An 18,133-nucleotide genomic window follows, 5' to 3' on the forward strand; every position below is an offset into this window, starting at 1 on the left:
GCCTTTGTCGGGAGGGAACGTCCGTGCCGCCGATACGTTTCCGGTGCACGCGCCAACAAGGACCGGAACCCGATGTACGCGCTGTTCGAAGGCAACAAGCAGATCGGCGACGCCTTTCCGACCGAGAAAGAGGTGTGGGAAGCCGCCTTGATCGAGGGCCTCGTGACCGACGTTCCGGTCGCAGACGAGGAGGGCGGCCGGCTGCTCCCTGCCGGATATCACGTCGCGCGCGTCGAGGAGACGTTTGAGCCGCGGCGAGACTGGAAGCTGCCGCGCGAGATCTCGTGAGCTAAAGCATGATCCGGAAAAGTGCGCAGCGGTTTTCCGAAAAGATCATGCTTAGACAACAACCTGAAGCGCGATGACGGTTCATCCTGATCGCGTCGCGCTTTAGTTCGACGCCAGCGCCGCCTTGGCCACTTCGGCCATCCAGCTCGACGCCACGGGCAGGATCGCGTCGTTGAAATCATAGCGCGGGCCGTGCAGCTCGGCGCCGTCGCGCAATTCGCCATTGCCGATCCAGACGAAGGCGCCCGGCCGCTGCTGCAGGTAATGGGCGAAATCCTCGCCGGCCATGCTGGGGGCGAGGTCGCGCCGCACGGGCACCTGCACCTTCTCCGCAGCGATCCGCGCGAGGTCCGCCTCATCGGGCGTGTTGACCACCACACCCACACCCCAGACGATCTCCGGCGTGACCTTGACGCCAAAGCTCGTCGCAATCCCGGCGCAGGTTCGTTCGATGCCGTCGAGGATGGTGCCCCTGACCGCCTCGCGGTGATAGCGCAGCGTGCCGCGGATGGCGACGCGGCCGGCGATCTGGTTCGGCGCGGTGCCGCCTTCGATGGTGCAGAGCGACAGCACCGCAGTGTCGAGCGGATCGACGCTGCGCGAGACCACCGATTGCAGCGCCACGATCAGATGGCCGGCCGCCACCACGGGATCGCGCGTCAGATGCGGCATGCCGGCGTGGCCGGCATGGCCCTCGATGGTGATGGTGATGCGGCCGCCGGAAGCCATGACGACGCCGTCATGCACGGCGATGGTGCCGGCGGCAAGGCCCGGCCAATTGTGGAAGCCGAACACGCGCTGCATCGGAAAACGATCGAACAGCCCGTCCGCGACCATCGCGCGCGAGCCGCCAAAGCCTTCCTCCGCCGGCTGGAAGATGAAGTCGACCGTGCCGCTCCAGCTGCTGTCGCCGGCGAGCAGCGCGGCGGCGCCGAGCAGCGAGGCGATGTGGCCGTCATGGCCGCAGGCATGCATCACGCCTGATATCTTGGAGGCGTAGGGCAGGCCGGTGTCCTCGGTGATCGGCAGCGCATCCAGGTCGGCGCGCAGCCCGACGCGGTGCTGCGCATGTCCGCGCGTCAGGGTCGCGACGATGCCGTGGCCGCCGATGCCCGCCTCGAAGGGAATGCCGAGCTCGGTGAGCTTGTCCTGCACGAAGGCGGCGGTCTCCTTCTCCTGGAGCGACAGCTCCGGATGCGCGTGAAGGTGCCGGCGCCACATGGTCAGTTTCTGGTGCAGCTCGGGTGTCAAGGCAGGATCTCTCGCAAGGTGTCGGTTGCCGCCACCATAGCGGATTATCCGCGCTACACATCCCGCGCAGGGGAATGGCTCGCGTGCAGCCACATCGTCATGACCGGGCTTGACGGCGCGCTACGGCGCCAGCTTTGCCAACCCCGCCCAGTCGAAGCTGATGCCGTGTCCGGGGCGGTCCGGCGCCAGCGCCTTGCCGTCCCCGAGCACCAGCGGGTGCTCGATATATTTGTCCAGCCCGAAGCCGTGCGCTTCCAGATAGGAGCGGTTGGGGCAGGCCGCGAGCAGATGCACAGTGATGTCGTGCGCGCCGTGGCTGGTGACGGGCAGGTTGAAGGCCTCCGCCAGCCGTGCGATCTTCATGAAGGCGGAAACGCCGCCGCAATTGGTGACGTCAGGCTCGGGATAGGACACCGCGCCGGTGGCGATATAGCTCTTGAACTCCCACAGCGAGCGTAAATTCTCTCCCGCCGCGATCGGCACGCCGCCCTCCCGCATGATGCGGACATGGCCCGCGACGTCGTCGGGAATGATCGGCTCCTCGAGCCAGGTGAGGTCGTAGGGAACGAAGGCACGCGCGGCGCGGATCGCCTCCTCCACCGTCCACTTCATGTTGGCATCCGCCATCAGCGGAAAGCCGTCGCCGAGATGCCGTCGCATCGCGGAGACCTTCGCGACGTCCACTTTGAGATCGGGGCGCCCGACCTTCATCTTGATGGCGCGAAAACCTTTGGCGAGATTGCCGTCGGTCTGCGCCAGCAGCTCATCGACGGAGAGATCGAGGTCGATGCCGCCGGCATAGCACGGCACCCGCGCGTCGAAGCCGCCGAGCAGCCGGTACAGCGGCAGCTTGGCGCGCCGCGCCTTCAAGTCCCACAGCGCGATGTCGAGCGCGGAGAGCGCCAGCACCACCGGGCCGCCGCGCCCACCGTAATGCAGCGCCCACCAGACGTGATGCCAGATCGCCTCGGTGTCCTCAGCCTCGCGCCCTTCGATCAGCGGCGGGATCTCGCGCTTGAGAATGTCCGCGACAGCGCCGCCATTGCGGCCCACGGTATAGGTGTAGCCGACGCCCTCGGCACCATCGGCATCGCGGATGCGGCAGGGGATCAGCTCGAACGCGGTGATCTCGCCATGGGTGGAATCGGAGAGCGTGACGGGAAGGGGAATCCGGTAGAATCCGGCCTCGATTGTCGCGATGCGTGCCATGCGGCCTCCCTGTATTCTTCTTTTTGTCGGATGGGTAGAGCGCAGCGAAACCCATCATCTCTGTCTTTGCAAGGAACGATGGGTTGCGCTCTACCCATCGATGCACTCAACGCGTACAAGGCGCGCCTGATCCCGCCTACCGTTTGGTGGCGTCATAATTGATGTTGATCGAGGCCCGGTGCGGCGCGGTTCGCCACACCGACATTTCCAGCGTGTCGCCGCTGCCGGACCCGACACGCCAGATCGCCAGACGATGATTGCCGTCGTTGGACGGCTTGTCGGTCCGCTCCCGGGCCTTCAATGATGTTTCGATCAGCCCGGGCAGTGCATCGGCCGACACGCCGACGGCCGACACCGTGCAGCTCACGCTCGGGCCATCGTCGGGTCCCGTGAAATAGGCCGTCATGCTGCCGAGCCTTTCGCCCCGCCTGGCCAGCTTCGCCGCGTAGAGGATGTCGATGTTCGCCCCACGCTCCATCTCGGCCGTGATCGGGCGGCCGTCACTGACAAAACCAAGACTCGCCGCGATGCGCTCGACCTGGCTCGGCCGAGCCGGCTTGGGGGCGCAGATCTTTGCGAAGAGATCGACCAGCAAGGCACTGTTGTCCTCTTCCGCGCCGGCCGCGCCCGCAAGCGCCAGCAGCGCAAGCCCCGCGAGCGCGAACCGGCCCACACCAATCACCGCATCGTCGCGAGCTGCACGGCGAGCGCGCAGGCGCGGTCGTATTCGTCGAGATTGATCCACTCGTCGATCGTATGCGCTTCATTCTGGCCGGCGCCGAAGGTCACGGTCGGGATGCCGTGGCGGACCATCCAGTTGGCATCGAGGCCGCCATTGGCAGTGCGGACGTTCGGGGTCCCGCCGACCGCGGACACCGCCTCGACCGCGCGCTTGATGACGGGCTGGCTGTCCTTCATGCGGAACGGATAATAGTCGGTCTCGGCCTTGAACTTGACCTTGCCGGACTTGCCTTGCGCGTTTGTCACCTTCTTGGCCGCCTTCTCGAACGCGGCCTTGTAGGCCTTGGTGATCTCCTTGAAGAACTTTCCGTCGTGGCTGCGGCATTCGCCGCGCACATGCACGTAGTCGGTGACGACGTTGGTGGCATCGCCTGCGGGGCGGCCCTCGCCGCCGGTGACGGGGCCGACATTGCTGGTGCCCTGGCGCTTGCCCTTCACCACCTTGCCGAACCAGCCGCCGGCCTTCACCTCGGCGAGCGCCAGCGCCATGATCATGGTCGAGGAGATGCCGCGCTCCGGCGCGACGCCAGCATGCGAGGCGCGGCCGAAGATCTCGACGGTCCAGCGGTCGGCGCCGCCCGCGCCGATGACGACGTTGGAGGCGGAGCCGCCGTCATAGTTGAAAGCCATCACGGGCGAGCCGAGCTCGTCCAGCTTGACATGGCGCGCGCCGTAGAGCCCGCTCTCCTCGCGGACGCAGAACAGCAGCGTGATCGGCGGATGATCGAGCTTCTGCTTTTCGAGCTCGGCCGCCAGCGTCACCAGCACGCCGCAGCCGCAGCGGTTGTCGCCGCCGAGCGCGGTCTTGGCCTCGTTGACGATCTTGCGGCCCGATTTCTTCGGCTTGGCGCCGGCGCAGAGCGGCACGGTGTCCATGTGGGTCATGAACATGATGCGCGGCTGGTTGTGCAGCGCGCCGCGGCCGGGCAGGTCGACGATGAGATTGCCGGTCTCGGTCGGCACCGGAATGCGCGTGTTGGCATCGTCGAGCCGGATCGCCTTCGCCGGCACGCCGCTCTCCTTCAATGCGGCCGTGAGCTCGCGCCCGATCGCCGCCTCCTGGCCGGTCACGCCCTCGACGGCGAGGAAGCGCATGAGGCGGTCGGTGGCGGCTTTGGTGTCGACGGGCATGATTCTTTCCTTGTGGCGAACCGGCCCAACATCCTACGAACGCTGTGAGGTGTAAGTCAAAAAGATCAGCACGCCGAGTGCCAGCATGGCAGCCATGAACAGCAGCACGGCCGGCAATCCCGCGAGTGCTGCCACCGCGCCGGTCATCGATTGCATCAAGGCCGCGCCGAGAAAGAACGCAAGGTTCACGGCTGCGAGCGCCTTGCCCGCCACTTGCGCATCGACGAGTTGGCGGGACATGCCGAACAGCAGCGGCTGGGCGGAGGTCGCAAGGCCGATCAGCACGAACAGCACGAGGTCGTATTGCGGCGGCATCACGGGAATGCCGAACAGCGCGGAGACCGCGTAGTGCGGCGCCCCGAGCGCCATCAGCGCCAGCAGCAGCGCCCCGACCATATGCGAGCCCGCCACCAGCGCGCGGCGGTGGCCGAGCCTGCGGTCGATCATGCCGATGCACAGGGGCCCCGCGATCATCGCCAGCGTGAATGCGCCGAGCTGGTTGCCCGCCTCGACCCGCGACAATCCCTTCACCTGCATCAGCCACGGCCCACCCCACAGGCCGCGCAGCACCAGCGAGGTCGCCAGCGACACCAGCGCGAGCGCGATCAGCCCTCGCAACGGACGCGAGAGGCCGAGCCTGAGCACCTCGATCATCTGTGACAGCGGCGAGGAGTCGTCCTTGTGCTCGGCCGGCTGGTGCGGCACCAACGCGAACACGGCGAGCGCGACCGCAACGCCGCCGAGGGCGGATATCCAGAATCCGGCGCGCCAGCCATAGGCGTCGACCACGAAGGCGAGCGGGCTCGCCGACAACAGCATGCCGATATTGCCGATCGAGAGGATCGCGCCCGACCACAGCCCGAACCGCGCCGCCGACAGTTGCTTGGCCGCCAGCGTCATCGGGCACATCAGCATGCCCGAGGTGGCGACCCCCAGCACGAACTGCCCGACCGCAAAGCTCGCAGCCCCCGTGGCAAATCCCGATGCCACCGCGCCGAGCACGGTGCCCGCGAGCAGGCTCAGCGACACCGGCCGCACGCCGAACCGGTCCATCGCCGCGCCGACCGGGATCTGCGCCGCGGCAAAGGCAAACGGATAGATCGAGGTGAGGCTGGCGAGGGCCTGCGGCTCGATGTGGAAATCAGCCGCCATGAGATCGAGGCTGACGGCCGGAATGGTGCGCAGCAGGGTGGATAGCATGTGGCCGCAGGCGAGTGCGACAAGCGCAAAAATCAGCGCGCGGGTGGCGGTGCCCGCGTCGTCGGCAGCAGTCTCCATGAGTATCTCGTCCCGGCAACTTTCGTGTCGCGTTACACGATCGCAGCGGCCGTGCCAAGGCGGGGCAATGGCACGGCGACGTGCTCTGTTGCGCGGAATGATCAGGTCATGCCGCGAGACCGCGGAACAACCCCTTGCCGGGACGTCCTGTCATGGCCTGTATGCAAGGGGCGCAGCTCGCACCTTGTAGGCGCGGGGTCACCCGACCCGTGGATTGACCACCGCGTAGCCTCGCAACGATCGCGCGTGAATGCGAGTTGCCCGGCCTCCCGAATTGCCGTCATACGCCATCCAGATGTCGCCTCCGACATGTTGCTCGAGAACGAAGACATGCCCGTGTCGCGCAGCGACCATTCCCGGCGCCGGCGATGTCCGCGGAAAGCGCAGCCAGTTGGCGGCCAGGTTCAATCCCGGCACGATGCGGCCGAACACACGAATGGATGCTGCGCAACCGCAGAAGGAGTGCGGGCAGCCGGACGGGCGGCCCCCGACGACCTGGCCTGGGGCCTCTGCCGTCGCAATCCGCACGACGGCGGGTCTCATCGCTTCACGCTGCATGGGAAATCGCAACGCTGTCATGCCGGTGCGCATGTTCGAGCCGGTGAAGTCGCACGGCATGATGACGTTGCATTCGCGCGGCGCCGCGGGGTGGGATCGGACAGGGCGTGCCTCGGCGACGCCGGAGGAAATCGCAAAAATCAACGCAACAGCAAACGCAACATGGCGGCGCATTGCAGGTCTCCAGGTTCATGAAGCCCGCCCCGCCGCAGAGACGGAACAATCCTGGGCCAAAATACGACGATGGAGCCGGATTCGCCGAAATCGATCACCTTTGGTAAGTTCCACTAACCTATGCTATGCGCGGCCGTCCCGGCGCGTGAGTGGTGTGCAAGCCGCTCGCGCCGCGTGCAGATGCGTTTTCCGATTCTCGGTACATCTCAGATGTAGGTTCTTTGCGACCGAAACCGGTCCGGAAGCCGCCATCCATTAAGTTGCACCGGCAACCACCCCGGTGGGCTCAATTCCAATCGCTTCCCGGAATCATCATGAGCTGCCCTCAGCCCTGCCGCCGGCCAGGCAAGCGCATCAACGCTGCCTGAGGCGGCGGTCACGAACCAAGACGCCAGCCGGACGTTATACCCGGGAAAACGTGGCATCCTGCCACCCAGCAAGCGCCTTCATCTGCGGCCAGCGGCGGCATGTCTTCGTCCGAGCGTACAAGTCAGACGACCAGCGAGGCGGCCCGTCGAGAGCGGAGAAGGAGCAATTCCTTGCTCCTGGTTCTCGCCGTGGGATTCCTTGTCTTTGGCGCCGCGGCGGGCGCACTCTATTATGCGCTGCGGCCGGACGTCCTCCGGATCGCCGTTGGACCACCAGGAAGCGACGACTACAAAGTCGTTCAGGCGATGGCCGATACCTTTGCCGGCGAAAGCCGGGCTGTCAGGCTGCTTCCGATCAAGACCGACGGAGCGGTGGAGTCTCTTGCCCTGCTTGGGGCTGGCAAAGCCGACCTCGCCGTCGGCCGTGGCGATCTCGACATGCCCTCGGAGGCACAGACCGTCGCCATTGTTCGCAAGAACTTCGTGGTGCTTTGGGCTCCGTCTCGACCTGCCGGCAAGACGCCGAAAAGAAAGCCCTCGCCGAAAATCAAGGAAGTTGCCGATCTCGCGGGGCGCCGGGTCGGCGTGATTGGCCGGACCCCGGTCAACGCTGCATTGCTGCGCGTCATCCTGAGCGCCTCCGGAGTGGAAGCGGACAAGGTCGCCGTGACACATTATGGCACGGATCAGACCGAGGCGCTGGCGGCAGATCCGACCCTCGATGCGTTCATGGCGGTGGGGCCGCTCGACAGCAAGATCACGTCCGATGCCGTGGCTGCGACGGCGCGGCTGCGCGGCGAGCCGAAGTTTCTCGCCATAGAGACATCGGAAGCCATCGCCCTGAAACACCCGCGGTATGAATCGGAGGAAATTCCGCCCAGCGTCTTCAATGCGGATCCGGCCTGGCCGGGAGACAAGGTCGAAACGGTGAGTGTCAGCCACCTGATCGTGGCGAGAAAGTCCCTGCATGAAACGACAGTCGCCGCCTTTTTCCGTCAGCTCTTTGCCGTTCGCCAGGCGATTGCAAGGCAGGCTCCGGGTGCTGCGCACATTGCCAAGCCTGATGTCGACAAGGACAGCGAGCTACCGGTGCATCGGGGAGCGGCGGCCGTCATCGACGGCAATGAACGGACCTTCCTCGATCGTTACGGCGACTACTTCTGGTTCGGGCTGCTACTTCTCTCGGGGATCGGCTCGGCCGCCGCCTGGTTGCGTCGTTATCTCAATCGCGACGAAAGGGAGGAGACCAACAGCCACCGCAAGAGAATCCTGGCCATGGTGTCCAGCGCGCGAACCGCGGAATCGAACCAGGAGCTTCTGACTCTGCAGCGCGAGGCCGACACCATCATAGCCGAAACGCTCGCGTGCTACGATGACGGCGCCATGGAGGAAGAGGAACTCGCGGCTTTTGGTCTTGTGCTCGGGCTGTTGAGCAATGCGATCGCGGAGAGACGAGCCGCGTTGCAGCGTGCCAATTTCGAACCCGTTCGAGGCGTGATGTCTGCGCCGCGAGGATGAGGCCTCTTGTAATTGCCGCTGTCGGTCTGCGACGCATTGGTCCGTAACGCACGGATCGACCGAGGGTAGAACCGGGAGTATCAACTTGTGCTTGTGTGCTGCCGCCCTCCGACGCGATCGAGGTTCTCCGCGCGGCTCGCATCCCGCTGTCGATCGTGACGGCTCGCGTTGCCGCCTCGCTCGTACCGTCGTTCACGCCGTGAGGCTCGGGAAGAATCGGAACAAACGGACGTTATCGCTCTTACTCCACACAGGAGATCTGTTCATGCTGTGCTCGAGACCGCCACGGGTTATCCGCACGACGCTTGATCTTGCGGACGCGAAGCAAGTCAAATCCGTTCGAAGGCGGCTCAAGATCTCCGATGCCGATCTGGTCAGGATCGTCGAAAAGATCGGCAACTCTCTGACGGCCATAGAGAAGGAAGTTCAGCTCGAAAAGCTCGGGCTCGTTGAGCAAGGCGCCAAGGGCGGACTCACGACCCCCGGATCGATTTAGACATTCATCGAAAAGGAGGACCGACATGAACGGCCTGATTTACCTCATAGGACTAATCGTCGTGATCGCGGCCATTCTGTCATTCTTTGGCTTGCGTTGATCGCTCTCCCGACCGGGCCAACGCGCCAATCCATCTGAGGGAAGCAGTTGACGGCTTCGTGTGATCAAATGGATGATTTGCACCAGGTGAATACCATCATCGCCACGACCATTTGCGCGTTCTTCAAAGGACATCCCGACGCCCAGATCGGGACGGAAGAGGCCAAGCTGCTGGCGAAGCAGATCGCCCAGGCGCTGGATGAGGCCGGTCTGCAGATTTCTGCAGTCGGTCAGACAAGCGCGCCGTCCTAGCTTGCGGCTGCAGCTGGTGATGTCGCCAAAGCGTCGATTGCAGTATTTCGCGAGGGTGAACGCGTCATGCCCGCGTGGTCGGGTCCCCCTGATCCCGAATGTGGACTCTCTAGATTAGCGCCCTTCAGGTCCGTTCGAACGTATCGATGTTCGTTGTCACGGCGCGCCACCAGTTCACCGGTTTGAGCTTCGCCGGCTCGCCCTCCCTGGACGCACTCAGCGCCTGGTCGGCGATCACGAACCAGGCGGTCTCCATCTTTCCGTGACGTAGCAATCCGGTATAGGAGACGGCGCGGTCGCCCGTCGCAGACGAGCCTACTGCCACAAAGGCGATGCAATTGCCCTTGTGAAAGCCGGTGACCGGTACCGCCTGGCCGTAAAAGCCGCTGTCGTCGAGTGCGGTCTCGAAGGTCCCCTCAATGCGGCCGTTCGCATCGTCAGTGATGCGCAAGATCGAGCCGAATTGATTTCGCCAATCGCCGACCCAGGCCACGTCGGTTCTCCTACGCGCGTCTAGTTGGCCCGGCGTTCAGCCGGGCAGCCTGTGCAGTTCCTGCGCGACGCCGCTTCAGCCGGAGATCGCGCCCGCATGCTGTCCGCCTGCTTGCGAAATTCCGTGCAGCGCCTTCGCCGCACCGTCGCCCGGCCTGCACAAGGCGATATCGCCGAGTGCGATGATGCCGACCAGCCGCTTGCTCCGATTGAGCACCGGCAGCCGCCGCACCTGGATCTCGGCCATGTTCCGGGTGACCTCGTCGATGTCCTGGTCCTCGTAGCAGTATCGGACGTCCGTGGTCATGACGTTCCGCACTGGCGCGTCCGGTCCCAGGCCCATTGCGACTCCTCGCGTCGCGATATCGCGGTCCGAGATCATGCCGACAAGGTGGTCATATTCAGCCACTGGCAGCAGGCCGACATTGAGCGCCGCCATCGCCTCGGCCGCGTCCCGGATGCTGTCCTGCGGCGTGCAAAGCTGCACGTCGGGAGTCATGACGTCGCTAACTTTCATGGGAAATCTCCATCGCTGTTAGCCGGCCAACAAAATGCGCCGGCGGTCGTTCCCCAGGAACAGGCCGCAAATCGCGACGAATTCAAGAAGCAACGATGCTGCGCTCCAAGAGCATGATTCCCGAGAGCGACAGCGCATCTGACTGATCTGCCCGGCGGGCGCGCCGCAACTCATTCCAGCTCATTCAACAGCTTCCATGCATCCTCGAGCAAGCTCCGCACCTGTTGCCGCTCGGCGATACCATCCTGCGTGAACATTCCATGTCTCCGCGCATTCTGGTTTCCCTTCGGCGCGCCCGACCTGGGGGCGCCGCCATGCATGCGACAACGGGCCTTGCCGTGCATCGCCGGCGCGCAACACGGCGTGCCGCTGCGTGTCCGGGCGCCGCAGCGCAGGCTCGCCGACATCGCGCTGGTGTTGCGGATGTGCCCGGCACTCATGCGGCAGTGTCTCGCGTTGCCTCAGCACGGTCGAGTTCGCGTTCGCTGACGTCGCGGGGCGGGATCAGCCCCGCCTCTGCCGCGATGCCCGGCTCGGCAACGATCAGCTGCGCCTGCTGCGTGACATTGCCCACGATCGCGCTGCCCCCATCCTGCACCGACAGATTCTGCACCGTGATCGGCCGTTCGCCGTTGCCGCGGTGGCGGTTGAGAGCCTCCATCTGGGCTGCGAAGGTGCGGGCCAGACGGGTCAATGTGCGCGCGATGCCTTCCTGCTGCGAGAGATCCTCGGTGAAGGCAAGGCGGCAGGCGGAGCGCATTGTGGCAACGTGAACAGACACCATCTGCGCCGTCAGCATCGCCTCGAGCGAATCCCTGGGCGCGATGCTCTTCATCATCGAGATCATGAAGGCGAGATTGGCCTCATCGGGCTTCTGCAAGATCACGCTGGCTTTCATCAATTGCTTGAGGATGCCATGCAGCGCATCGCGGTCGACGGCGCCGAGCGCCTCGCCCAGCAGCCGTTCGCCGGCCTCCGCGTCGGGATGCCGGATCAGGATACGTCGCCGGGCGAGCTTGATCCGCGGGCTCGGCCTGCTGCCATCATGTTTCGCGACCGGCGCCGTGCTGTCGCGCGTCAGGGCTGTCGTCATGTCGATATGTCCTTTATGCCCACGCAGGCGCGAGGGGGCTCGCGGGGCGAGGCCGACCCGCGCAGCTGCCGTGGGCGATTGCGATGTTCAGGTGTGGATGAGGGGCTTGTGCGCGATCGAAACGCGGCGGCCTTGGGCCGGAGGCCGTGGAGCTCACGGTGATCGCGATGATGGCATTATGCCCCTGATTTGCCCGACGAGTCAAAATTTGTTTCGAAAAATACGAAGGTCGATGCCTCGGCGTAAGTCCTTGTTTCGACAGGGGCCGTCTACTGTGCATGGGGTTGTTTTCGCATTTTTTGTTGGGAAGGGGCGCGCACGTGCCGTGCGGCGGAATGCCGGCGCGCGAACGCGATTGCGAAATCCGGCATGACCGCTATTCATGGATCTTCCGATGCGTCGCACCAACAAGCCTGCACAAGCGGCGCTCACGAGGTTTGGGGAGAGAAGCAATGCAACGAACCGCCCGCCTGCTGGCCGTCGTCGCCGGCTTGTGCGCCTCCGTGCTGTCGACGGAGGCCATGGCGCAGAAATATCCGGTGCGGCCGGTCAAGATCATTGTCGGCTTCAGCGCGGGCGGACCGGTCGATGTCGTCGCGCGCATCATCGGCGATCGCTTGGGCAGCAAGCTCGGGCAGCCCTTCGTGGTCGAGAACCGCGCCGGCGCCAACGGCATGATTGCCGCAGAGGGCGTCGCGCATGCGGACGGCGACGGCTACACCATGCTCGCCTGCAACTCGTCCACCATCACGCTGAACAAGACGCTGTTCAGGGATATCCGCTACGACCCGGAAAAGGATTTCGCGCCGCTCACCACCGCCGTGTCGGCGCCGCTGGTGCTCGTGGTCAATCCGGAGAATCCCAAGACGGCCGATATCAAGACCGTCGCCGATCTCGTCGCCGCGGCGAAGGCCGCGCCCGGCGCGCTGGCTTACGGTTCGGGCGGCAACGGCAATCTCGCCCATCTCGCCATGGAGCTGCTGAGCCAGAAGGCGGGCATCAAGCTGATCCACGTGCCCTATCGCGGCGGTTCGGCTGCCGAGGTCGGCCTTCTCGCGCAGGAGGTGCTGGCGGTGTTCGATCCGCTCTCCGCCGTGCCGCTGGTCAAGGCCGGCAAGCTGCGCGCGCTCGCGGTGTCGTCGGCCGAGCGGTTGCCGGCCCTGCCGGATGTGCCGACCGTCGCGGAAGCCGGCTATCCCGGCTTCGACATCTCGTTCTGGGTCGGTTTCTTCATGCCGAAGGCGACGCCGGCGCCGATCCTGGAGACGCTGCACCGGGAGATCGTCGCGGCGGCCAAGGATCCGGCGGTCGAGGAGAAGCTCGGCTCGCAGGGCGTGGTCAGCGTGCTCAGCCCGGCCGACTACGCCGCCAAGATCGCGAAGGAGACCAGGGAGCTTGCCGAGGTGGTGGCGGCCGCGAACATCAAGGCGGAGTGAAGAGGCGCCTGTGCGAATTGGCCATGATTGCGGCGATCTCTATTCGCCGCCGGCCAGCTGCCCCAGCCGATCCAGCAGCGGGCGTTGCCCTGCGTTGATCCTCGTGCGCGCCTCTTCGAGCGTGAACCATTCGGCGCGATCGATCTCCGGGAAGGTCTGCCGTTTCCCGCTCCGCGGCGGCCATTCGATCTCGAACGTGTTGCTGCGAACGCTGCGTGCGTCGAGATCGAGCTCGGCAGCGAATGCGGTGACGAGCTTGCCTCCTCGCTGCTTGACCTGACCAAGCGCGGTCAGCGGCCCAGGCACCTCAAGCCCAAGCTCCTCGGCAAACTCTCGCCGCGCGGCGATTTCCGCATCTTCGTCTTCCGGATATTCCCCCTTGGGGATCGACCACGCGCCAGCATCCTTGCTGCGCCAGAACGGCCCGCCAGGATGAACGAGAAGGACCTCCAGCCTTCGGCGCCTTCGATAGACGATGATCCCGGCACTCTTCGATGGCATTGCAGGTTCCGTGCTGGGGCGGCCCAGCCTTCTCTCGGGAATAAGTGGAACTGGCGGATTTAGCGCAGGTTAGTAGCCATGTTCATTTGATCAAAGGGAGTGAACCATGATCCGCCTGTTGGCAACCACCGCCTTGGGGCTGGTGCTGGCGAACGCCGCCTTTGCGCAGTCGCCCAGCGCGACCACGAAGTCCGAGCAGACGCCGCAATCCCAATCGAATTCCACCCCGTCCACTACCTCGCCATCAGGCGCGACCGGTACGCAGACCACATCGCAGCCGCCGCAATCACCGGCGACAGGAACGTCGGCACAGAATACGCAGAGCCCCGCGCCGTCATCCGGCGCTGCCAATTCCGGCTCCGGCACGTCCAACAATGCCGCGAGCAGCACGGATGCCTCGCGTCCGCAAAGCGGCACTGCGAACTCGACCACGGCCGGCAACCCGCCTGCGTCCCAGCAGAGCGCCAACCCGCCACCGGCGAACACGAACCAGGCGCAGGATCGGTCTAATCCGCCTGCGACCAGCAGCAACCAGGCTCAGCAAGCGCCTGCGGCGTCCGGGAGTAATCAAGCCCAGCAGGCGCCGACCAGCAATCAGGCGCAGGGCGAGCGGTCCGGCACCGGTTCACAGGCTGCGGCGCAAACCGACGTCAACCTCAACAAGCAGCAGGAGACCAAGATCAGCACCTCGATCTCGCACCTGAATGTGCGGCCGCTGACCAATGTCAATTTCTCGCTCAATGTCGGCACGGTGGTGCCGCGCGACGTGCAGCTCTCGACACTGCCGCCCGACGTCGTCGAGATCGTACCGCAATATCGCGGCTACAGCTTTGCACTGGTGAAGGACCAGATCGTCGTGGTCGATCCGGCCACGTACAAGATCGTGACGGTGCTGCCGTATTCGGGGCAATCCACCGCGACAACGACGACGACCACGCGCGAGCGCAGCGCCAGCAAGTTCTCCGATCGCGATCGCGAGGTGATCCGCAAGCATGCGAAAACCCGTACCGAAGGGCGGAGCGAGGCGCGGACCACCGGCAGCACGGCGCGCAGCGAGATCCATGTCGGCGATCGCGTGCCTGACACCGTCGAGGTGGAGGAATTCCCGAGCACCGTCTATCGGGACGCGCCGGATCTGCGGGAATACCGCTACATCCATCGCGACACCCGGACCTACGTCATCGAGCCCCGCGAACGGCGCGTGATCGAGGAGATCGACTGACGATGGATCTCGGAGCCACCCAAGCGGGTGGCTCCGAACACGTTAACCCGAGGGCCGTTCGCGTGATGCGAAGCGGACGGCGCGAGCTTTCGCGCTCTTTCCGGCCGCGCGCGCGGCAATCATGCTGCGCGCCTTGCCATGAGCAAAAGCGTTCTTCCGGAGCAAGGTTGCGAACCGCTTGCGGGCACGGTTCGCCGTCAGGCGCGCGGCGAGCTGTTCGGCCTTGCGCATGATGGTCGTGACCGAGGGCGTCAGGTTGACCGGAACCCAGGCGACGTCCTTTGCCTTCGAGAGGCTGCCGATGCCTTCGCATGGGGCTTCGCGCGGCAGGTCGATCCGGATCGCAAGCGCGTCAGAGCGCTCGGTCCAGTCCTCGGCCTTGGTGCCGGTGATGATGCGGACATAGTCGCGCGTCTCGCGCGGCAGCTCGCTCTCCTTGGCAAGCCACTTCTGGATGCGGCCGGGACCTGCATTGTAGGCGGCTGCGGCAAGGCCGAGATTGCCGAAATCGTCGCGCAGCTTGCGCAGGAATTTGGCCGATGCCGGCAGCGCCTTCATCGGGTCGAAGGGATCATCGAGCCCGACCTCGGCGGCCGTCTCCGGCATGAACTGCGCAACGCCCTGCGCGCCGGCATGGCTGACCTCGTTGGACTTGAAGCGGCTCTCCTGCCAGATCAGGCGCGCGAAGAACGGCACCGGGATGTCGCTGGCCTCGGCTGCTTCGCGAAGGGCGTGACAGAATCGGTCTGTCGGCGACACCGGCCCCTCGGCGACGGAGGCGGTCGGGCGCGACGGCTCGATCGTTTCCTCATGCGCCGCGCGCGCATTGGCGAGCTCGATGGCCTGCACGCTGGCCAGGAAGAGTTCGACCACCGGAACCAGCGGCGAGGCATGGTTGTTCTGAACAACGACGGTGTCGAAGGTTGATGTTTGCCGGGACGCCGACGGATCGAGGTCGCACATCATGATCAGAACCGCGGCGAAAGCCGCGACGACAAATCGCATTTGCTGGGGCAACCTCGAACTGTGGGATGAACGGCCAGCGATGCGCCGGCGATAAGGAGTTCTTAACCGTCCGATTGCGGCAAAGCTGCGATCTCGTCGGTTCCTTCGGTGTTACTACGGTGTTCCCGGGAGAAACTTCCCGCGCTTTTGCGGATCATTGTTTGCAAGATGGGACGAGCGATCATGATGCGATGGATGCTTGGCGCGGTGATGTCGCTGTGGTTGGTCTGTCCGGTGCTCGCGGGCAATCTCGATGCGAGAGCGGTGAACGACGCTGCGCGTCCCGAAAAGCTGCCGCCTGCCGACAAGGTCAGCGCGCCGGCGACGAAGCTTCAGATCTTGCTCGATCGTGCGCAATTCTCGCCCGGCCAGATCGACGGCAAGCTCGGCGAGAACGCGCAGAAGGCGTTGAAGGCGTTCGCCGAGCAGAACGGAGTTGGCATCGACAAGACCATCGCTCCGGAACTCTGGGACAGGCTGAATGCAGCCAGCGAAGGTCCTGCTCTTGTCGACTACAAGATCACCGATGCCGACGTGAAAGGGCCCTTCCTGAAGAAGCTCCCCGCCAAGCTCGACGATATGAAGTCGTTGGAGGCGCTGAGCTACACCAGCCCGCTCGAAGGCCTCGCTGAAAAATTCCACATGAGCGAGGAGCTGTTGAGGGCGCTCAATCCGGGCAGGTCTTTCGACAAGGCCGGAGAGACGATCACCGTGGCCAACGTGCCGGCGCGACGGGAGCTTCCTCGCATCGGTCGGATCGAGATCGACAAGACGCGCGGGACGCTGAAGGCTTACGAGGGCTCCGGTCGTCTGGTCGCGTTCTATCCGGCGTCAATCGGCAGTCCGGATCGCCCGACGCCGACGGGGACGCTGAAGGTCACCGGCACCAACGAGCAGCCGACCTATCATTACAATCCCGAGTACAAGTTCAAGAGCGTGAAATCCAAGAAGCCGTTCGACATCAAGCCGGGCCCGAACAATCCCGTGGGGGCGTACTGGATCGGTCTCTCGGCGCAAGGCTACGGCATCCACGGGACGGGGGAGCCCGACAGGGTCGGCAAGTCCGCGTCTCACGGCTGCATCAGGCTGACCAACTGGGATGCGCGAGCGCTCGGCGAGAACGTCAAGCGCGGCACGCCCGTCGTCTTCCTCGACGCGCCGACGGACTCCTCATCAAGGCAGCAGAGCAAGACGGCCGGCTCGCGCGCCGCGAACTAAGCCTTGAATTAGTCCTTGAACTAGTCCTTAGGGAAATCCTTACGCATCGCGATCTCGGCGGCATCGCCGGGTGACAGCACGGTCTGATCGAAGGCCGGTTGCGGCTGCGTCATGATATCGTAGAGCGAGATGCCTTTGATGGGCTTGCCCATCAGCTCGCGGACGCAGCCGGCGAGCGTGCCGTTGTAGACGAGATAGGGCGGACCTCGATCCTTTTGCCTCTCGCCCTTCAGCGACGGCCACTTCTTCAGTTCGGCCGGCGCATCATAGGCGATCGGCGATCCCTCTTTGAACATGGGTTGGACCCCGGTGGCTTGGACTGCGGGGAGTCCTAAGGCCGCCGGGGTAAATACCCGTCAAAGAATTGGTTCAAATCAGCCGGTAACGAAGGCGAGCAGGGTGCCGTTGGCCTTGGCCGGCGGCACGCAAATCGCAGGCCCACTGCGCACAGCGACGGACCCGAGCGCCTTCTCCGTCGCGGCGAGATCGCCGCTGACGAGCACCAGCGCCGCGCCGCCGCGCTCGGCCAGGCCGGCGAGCGGCACGCCGGGATAACGCTTTCCGAGCTGCTCCAGCGTCAGATAGACGAAGTCGGCGCGGTCGCCGCCGGAGGGCACGGTCACGGCGCCGTCGGCCTCCGCCTTCGGCTCGCGGTCGATCAGCTGGCCGAGATGCGCAGCGTCCTTCGCCGGCTCGGGCGTTGCGATCAGCGTCTGCTTGATCCGCTTTGCCGCATTGGCGTGCTTCATCAGCTCGGGGATCCACACTGTCTCGCGCGTCTTGTGCTGGCAGGGGAAGATGCGCACGCCGCCCGGCGCTTCGGCGGTCGGCCACATGAAGGTGCGGAATTTGGCCGCCGAGACCGTGCCATCGGGCAGCGTGACCGGCCGCTCGAAATCGGTCGGACCGATCGGCGTCAGGCCGCGTCCCCGGATCTCCTCCGCGCCGGCGGCGGAATCCACCGCGGTGAAGGCGATGCGCTCGATGCCCTCGCCCCGCTTGTCGAGGAAGGTGCGTGCGGGCGCGTTGTGCTCGGTCGCGGCGAGTACGCCGAGCAGCTCCATATAGTCGGGGTCGAACATGATGGTGTAGTTGCCGGTGCCCATATGCGCGCTATGGGTACCGCGCGGGGAGACCGTGAAGCCGAGCTGCCGGTAGTTCTCGGCGGCCTTGTCGAGGTCCTTCACCATGACCACGGCGTGGTCGATACCGATGACGTTCTTGAGAGCCACTGTTCTTTCCCGCGAATGCAAAGCGATTTGAAGCCGCGCCGGTGGCGGCCGGTC

The 18,133-nt window shown here is 65.1% G+C and carries 21 protein-coding genes; 6 read left to right on the forward strand and 15 right to left on the reverse strand.

Annotated elements, in window-relative coordinates:
- The first annotated feature begins 72 nt into the window (after positions 1-72).
- Positions 73-288, forward strand: a complete 216-nt coding sequence (locus X268_RS07375) for a hypothetical protein (protein ID WP_128924313.1) — start codon at positions 73-75, stop codon at positions 286-288.
- Positions 289-390: 102 nt separating this feature from the next.
- Here X268_RS07375 and X268_RS07380 read toward each other — a convergent pair whose 3' ends face one another.
- The 6 genes from X268_RS07380 to X268_RS07405 form a co-directional block, all read right to left on the reverse strand.
- Complete coding sequence (locus X268_RS07380) at positions 391-1,539, reverse strand: amidohydrolase (RefSeq protein WP_164937594.1); 1,149 nt, start codon at positions 1,537-1,539, stop codon at positions 391-393.
- 120 nt (positions 1,540-1,659) lie between these two features.
- The gene (locus X268_RS07385; RefSeq protein ID WP_128924314.1) at positions 1,660-2,748 is read right to left on the reverse strand and encodes a mandelate racemase/muconate lactonizing enzyme family protein; all 1,089 of its coding nucleotides are present in this window, start codon (positions 2,746-2,748) and stop codon (positions 1,660-1,662) included.
- 136 nt (positions 2,749-2,884) lie between these two features.
- Complete coding sequence (locus X268_RS07390; RefSeq protein ID WP_128924315.1) at positions 2,885-3,430, reverse strand: hypothetical protein; 546 nt, start codon at positions 3,428-3,430, stop codon at positions 2,885-2,887.
- Entirely contained in the window at positions 3,427-4,620 is a 1,194-nt protein-coding gene (locus X268_RS07395; protein WP_128924316.1) for a M20/M25/M40 family metallo-hydrolase, read from the reverse strand. Before X268_RS07395 ends, X268_RS07390 begins: the two co-directional genes overlap by 4 nt.
- Before the next feature lie 33 nt (positions 4,621-4,653).
- Positions 4,654-5,898: an MFS transporter gene (locus X268_RS07400; RefSeq protein WP_128924317.1), complete on the reverse strand. Its 1,245-nt coding sequence runs from the start codon at positions 5,896-5,898 to the stop codon at positions 4,654-4,656.
- A gap of 198 nt (positions 5,899-6,096) precedes the next feature.
- Complete coding sequence (locus X268_RS07405) at positions 6,097-6,630, reverse strand: hypothetical protein (protein WP_128924318.1); 534 nt, start codon at positions 6,628-6,630, stop codon at positions 6,097-6,099.
- 467 nt (positions 6,631-7,097) lie between these two features.
- On the opposite strand from X268_RS07405, the gene X268_RS07410 reads away from it, so the two are divergent.
- The gene (locus X268_RS07410; protein WP_128924319.1) at positions 7,098-8,516 is read left to right on the forward strand and encodes a TAXI family TRAP transporter solute-binding subunit; all 1,419 of its coding nucleotides are present in this window, start codon (positions 7,098-7,100) and stop codon (positions 8,514-8,516) included.
- Between the two features lie 241 nt (positions 8,517-8,757).
- Here X268_RS07410 and X268_RS39310 read toward each other — a convergent pair whose 3' ends face one another.
- On the reverse strand, positions 8,758-9,039 hold the full coding sequence (locus X268_RS39310; RefSeq protein WP_164937430.1) for a hypothetical protein: 282 nt from the start codon (positions 9,037-9,039) through the stop codon (positions 8,758-8,760).
- A gap of 159 nt (positions 9,040-9,198) precedes the next feature.
- On the opposite strand from X268_RS39310, the gene X268_RS07415 reads away from it, so the two are divergent.
- Positions 9,199-9,363, forward strand: coding sequence for a hypothetical protein (locus tag X268_RS07415; RefSeq protein WP_245477804.1), 165 nt, complete (start codon positions 9,199-9,201; stop codon positions 9,361-9,363).
- 124 nt (positions 9,364-9,487) lie between these two features.
- On the opposite strand, the gene X268_RS07420 is transcribed toward X268_RS07415, so the two are convergent.
- From X268_RS07420 to X268_RS07435, 4 genes are all read right to left on the reverse strand, one after another.
- Positions 9,488-9,856, reverse strand: a complete 369-nt coding sequence (locus tag X268_RS07420) for an avidin/streptavidin family protein (protein ID WP_128924321.1) — start codon at positions 9,854-9,856, stop codon at positions 9,488-9,490.
- Between the two features lie 75 nt (positions 9,857-9,931).
- Entirely contained in the window at positions 9,932-10,372 is a 441-nt protein-coding gene (locus X268_RS07425) for a CBS domain-containing protein (protein WP_164937596.1), read from the reverse strand.
- A gap of 170 nt (positions 10,373-10,542) precedes the next feature.
- Positions 10,543-10,812, reverse strand: coding sequence for an HGGxSTG domain-containing protein (locus tag X268_RS07430; RefSeq protein ID WP_128924322.1), 270 nt, complete (start codon positions 10,810-10,812; stop codon positions 10,543-10,545).
- Positions 10,809-11,465, reverse strand: coding sequence for a hypothetical protein (locus X268_RS07435; protein WP_128924323.1), 657 nt, complete (start codon positions 11,463-11,465; stop codon positions 10,809-10,811). The genes X268_RS07430 and X268_RS07435 overlap by 4 nt, the downstream gene beginning before the upstream one ends.
- A gap of 452 nt (positions 11,466-11,917) precedes the next feature.
- On the opposite strand from X268_RS07435, the gene X268_RS07440 reads away from it, so the two are divergent.
- Positions 11,918-12,901 (forward strand): Bug family tripartite tricarboxylate transporter substrate binding protein, encoded by a 984-nt coding sequence (locus X268_RS07440; RefSeq protein ID WP_128924324.1) that lies wholly within the window; start codon positions 11,918-11,920, stop codon positions 12,899-12,901.
- Between the two features lie 39 nt (positions 12,902-12,940).
- Here X268_RS07440 and X268_RS07445 read toward each other — a convergent pair whose 3' ends face one another.
- Complete coding sequence (locus X268_RS07445) at positions 12,941-13,402, reverse strand: NUDIX hydrolase (protein WP_128924325.1); 462 nt, start codon at positions 13,400-13,402, stop codon at positions 12,941-12,943.
- Positions 13,403-13,508: 106 nt separating this feature from the next.
- Between X268_RS07445 and X268_RS07450 the strand changes: the two genes are divergently transcribed.
- Positions 13,509-14,624 (forward strand): DUF1236 domain-containing protein, encoded by a 1,116-nt coding sequence (locus tag X268_RS07450; RefSeq protein ID WP_128924326.1) that lies wholly within the window; start codon positions 13,509-13,511, stop codon positions 14,622-14,624.
- 42 nt (positions 14,625-14,666) lie between these two features.
- On the opposite strand, the gene X268_RS07455 is transcribed toward X268_RS07450, so the two are convergent.
- Positions 14,667-15,629, reverse strand: a complete 963-nt coding sequence (locus tag X268_RS07455; protein ID WP_128924327.1) for a lytic transglycosylase domain-containing protein — start codon at positions 15,627-15,629, stop codon at positions 14,667-14,669.
- Positions 15,630-15,812: 183 nt separating this feature from the next.
- Here X268_RS07455 and X268_RS07460 point away from each other — a divergent pair, with 183 nt between their 5' ends.
- On the forward strand, positions 15,813-16,847 hold the full coding sequence (locus tag X268_RS07460) for a L,D-transpeptidase family protein (protein WP_128924328.1): 1,035 nt from the start codon (positions 15,813-15,815) through the stop codon (positions 16,845-16,847).
- A gap of 20 nt (positions 16,848-16,867) precedes the next feature.
- On the opposite strand, the gene X268_RS07465 is transcribed toward X268_RS07460, so the two are convergent.
- Positions 16,868-17,143, reverse strand: coding sequence for a hypothetical protein (locus X268_RS07465; RefSeq protein WP_128924329.1), 276 nt, complete (start codon positions 17,141-17,143; stop codon positions 16,868-16,870).
- Between the two features lie 78 nt (positions 17,144-17,221).
- On the reverse strand, positions 17,222-18,079 hold the full coding sequence (locus X268_RS07470; protein ID WP_128924330.1) for a VOC family protein: 858 nt from the start codon (positions 18,077-18,079) through the stop codon (positions 17,222-17,224).
- Between the last annotated feature and the right edge of the window lie 54 nt (positions 18,080-18,133).

It is taken from the genome of Bradyrhizobium guangxiense, from assembly GCF_004114915.1.
Classification (GTDB): domain Bacteria; phylum Pseudomonadota; class Alphaproteobacteria; order Rhizobiales; family Xanthobacteraceae; genus Bradyrhizobium; species Bradyrhizobium guangxiense.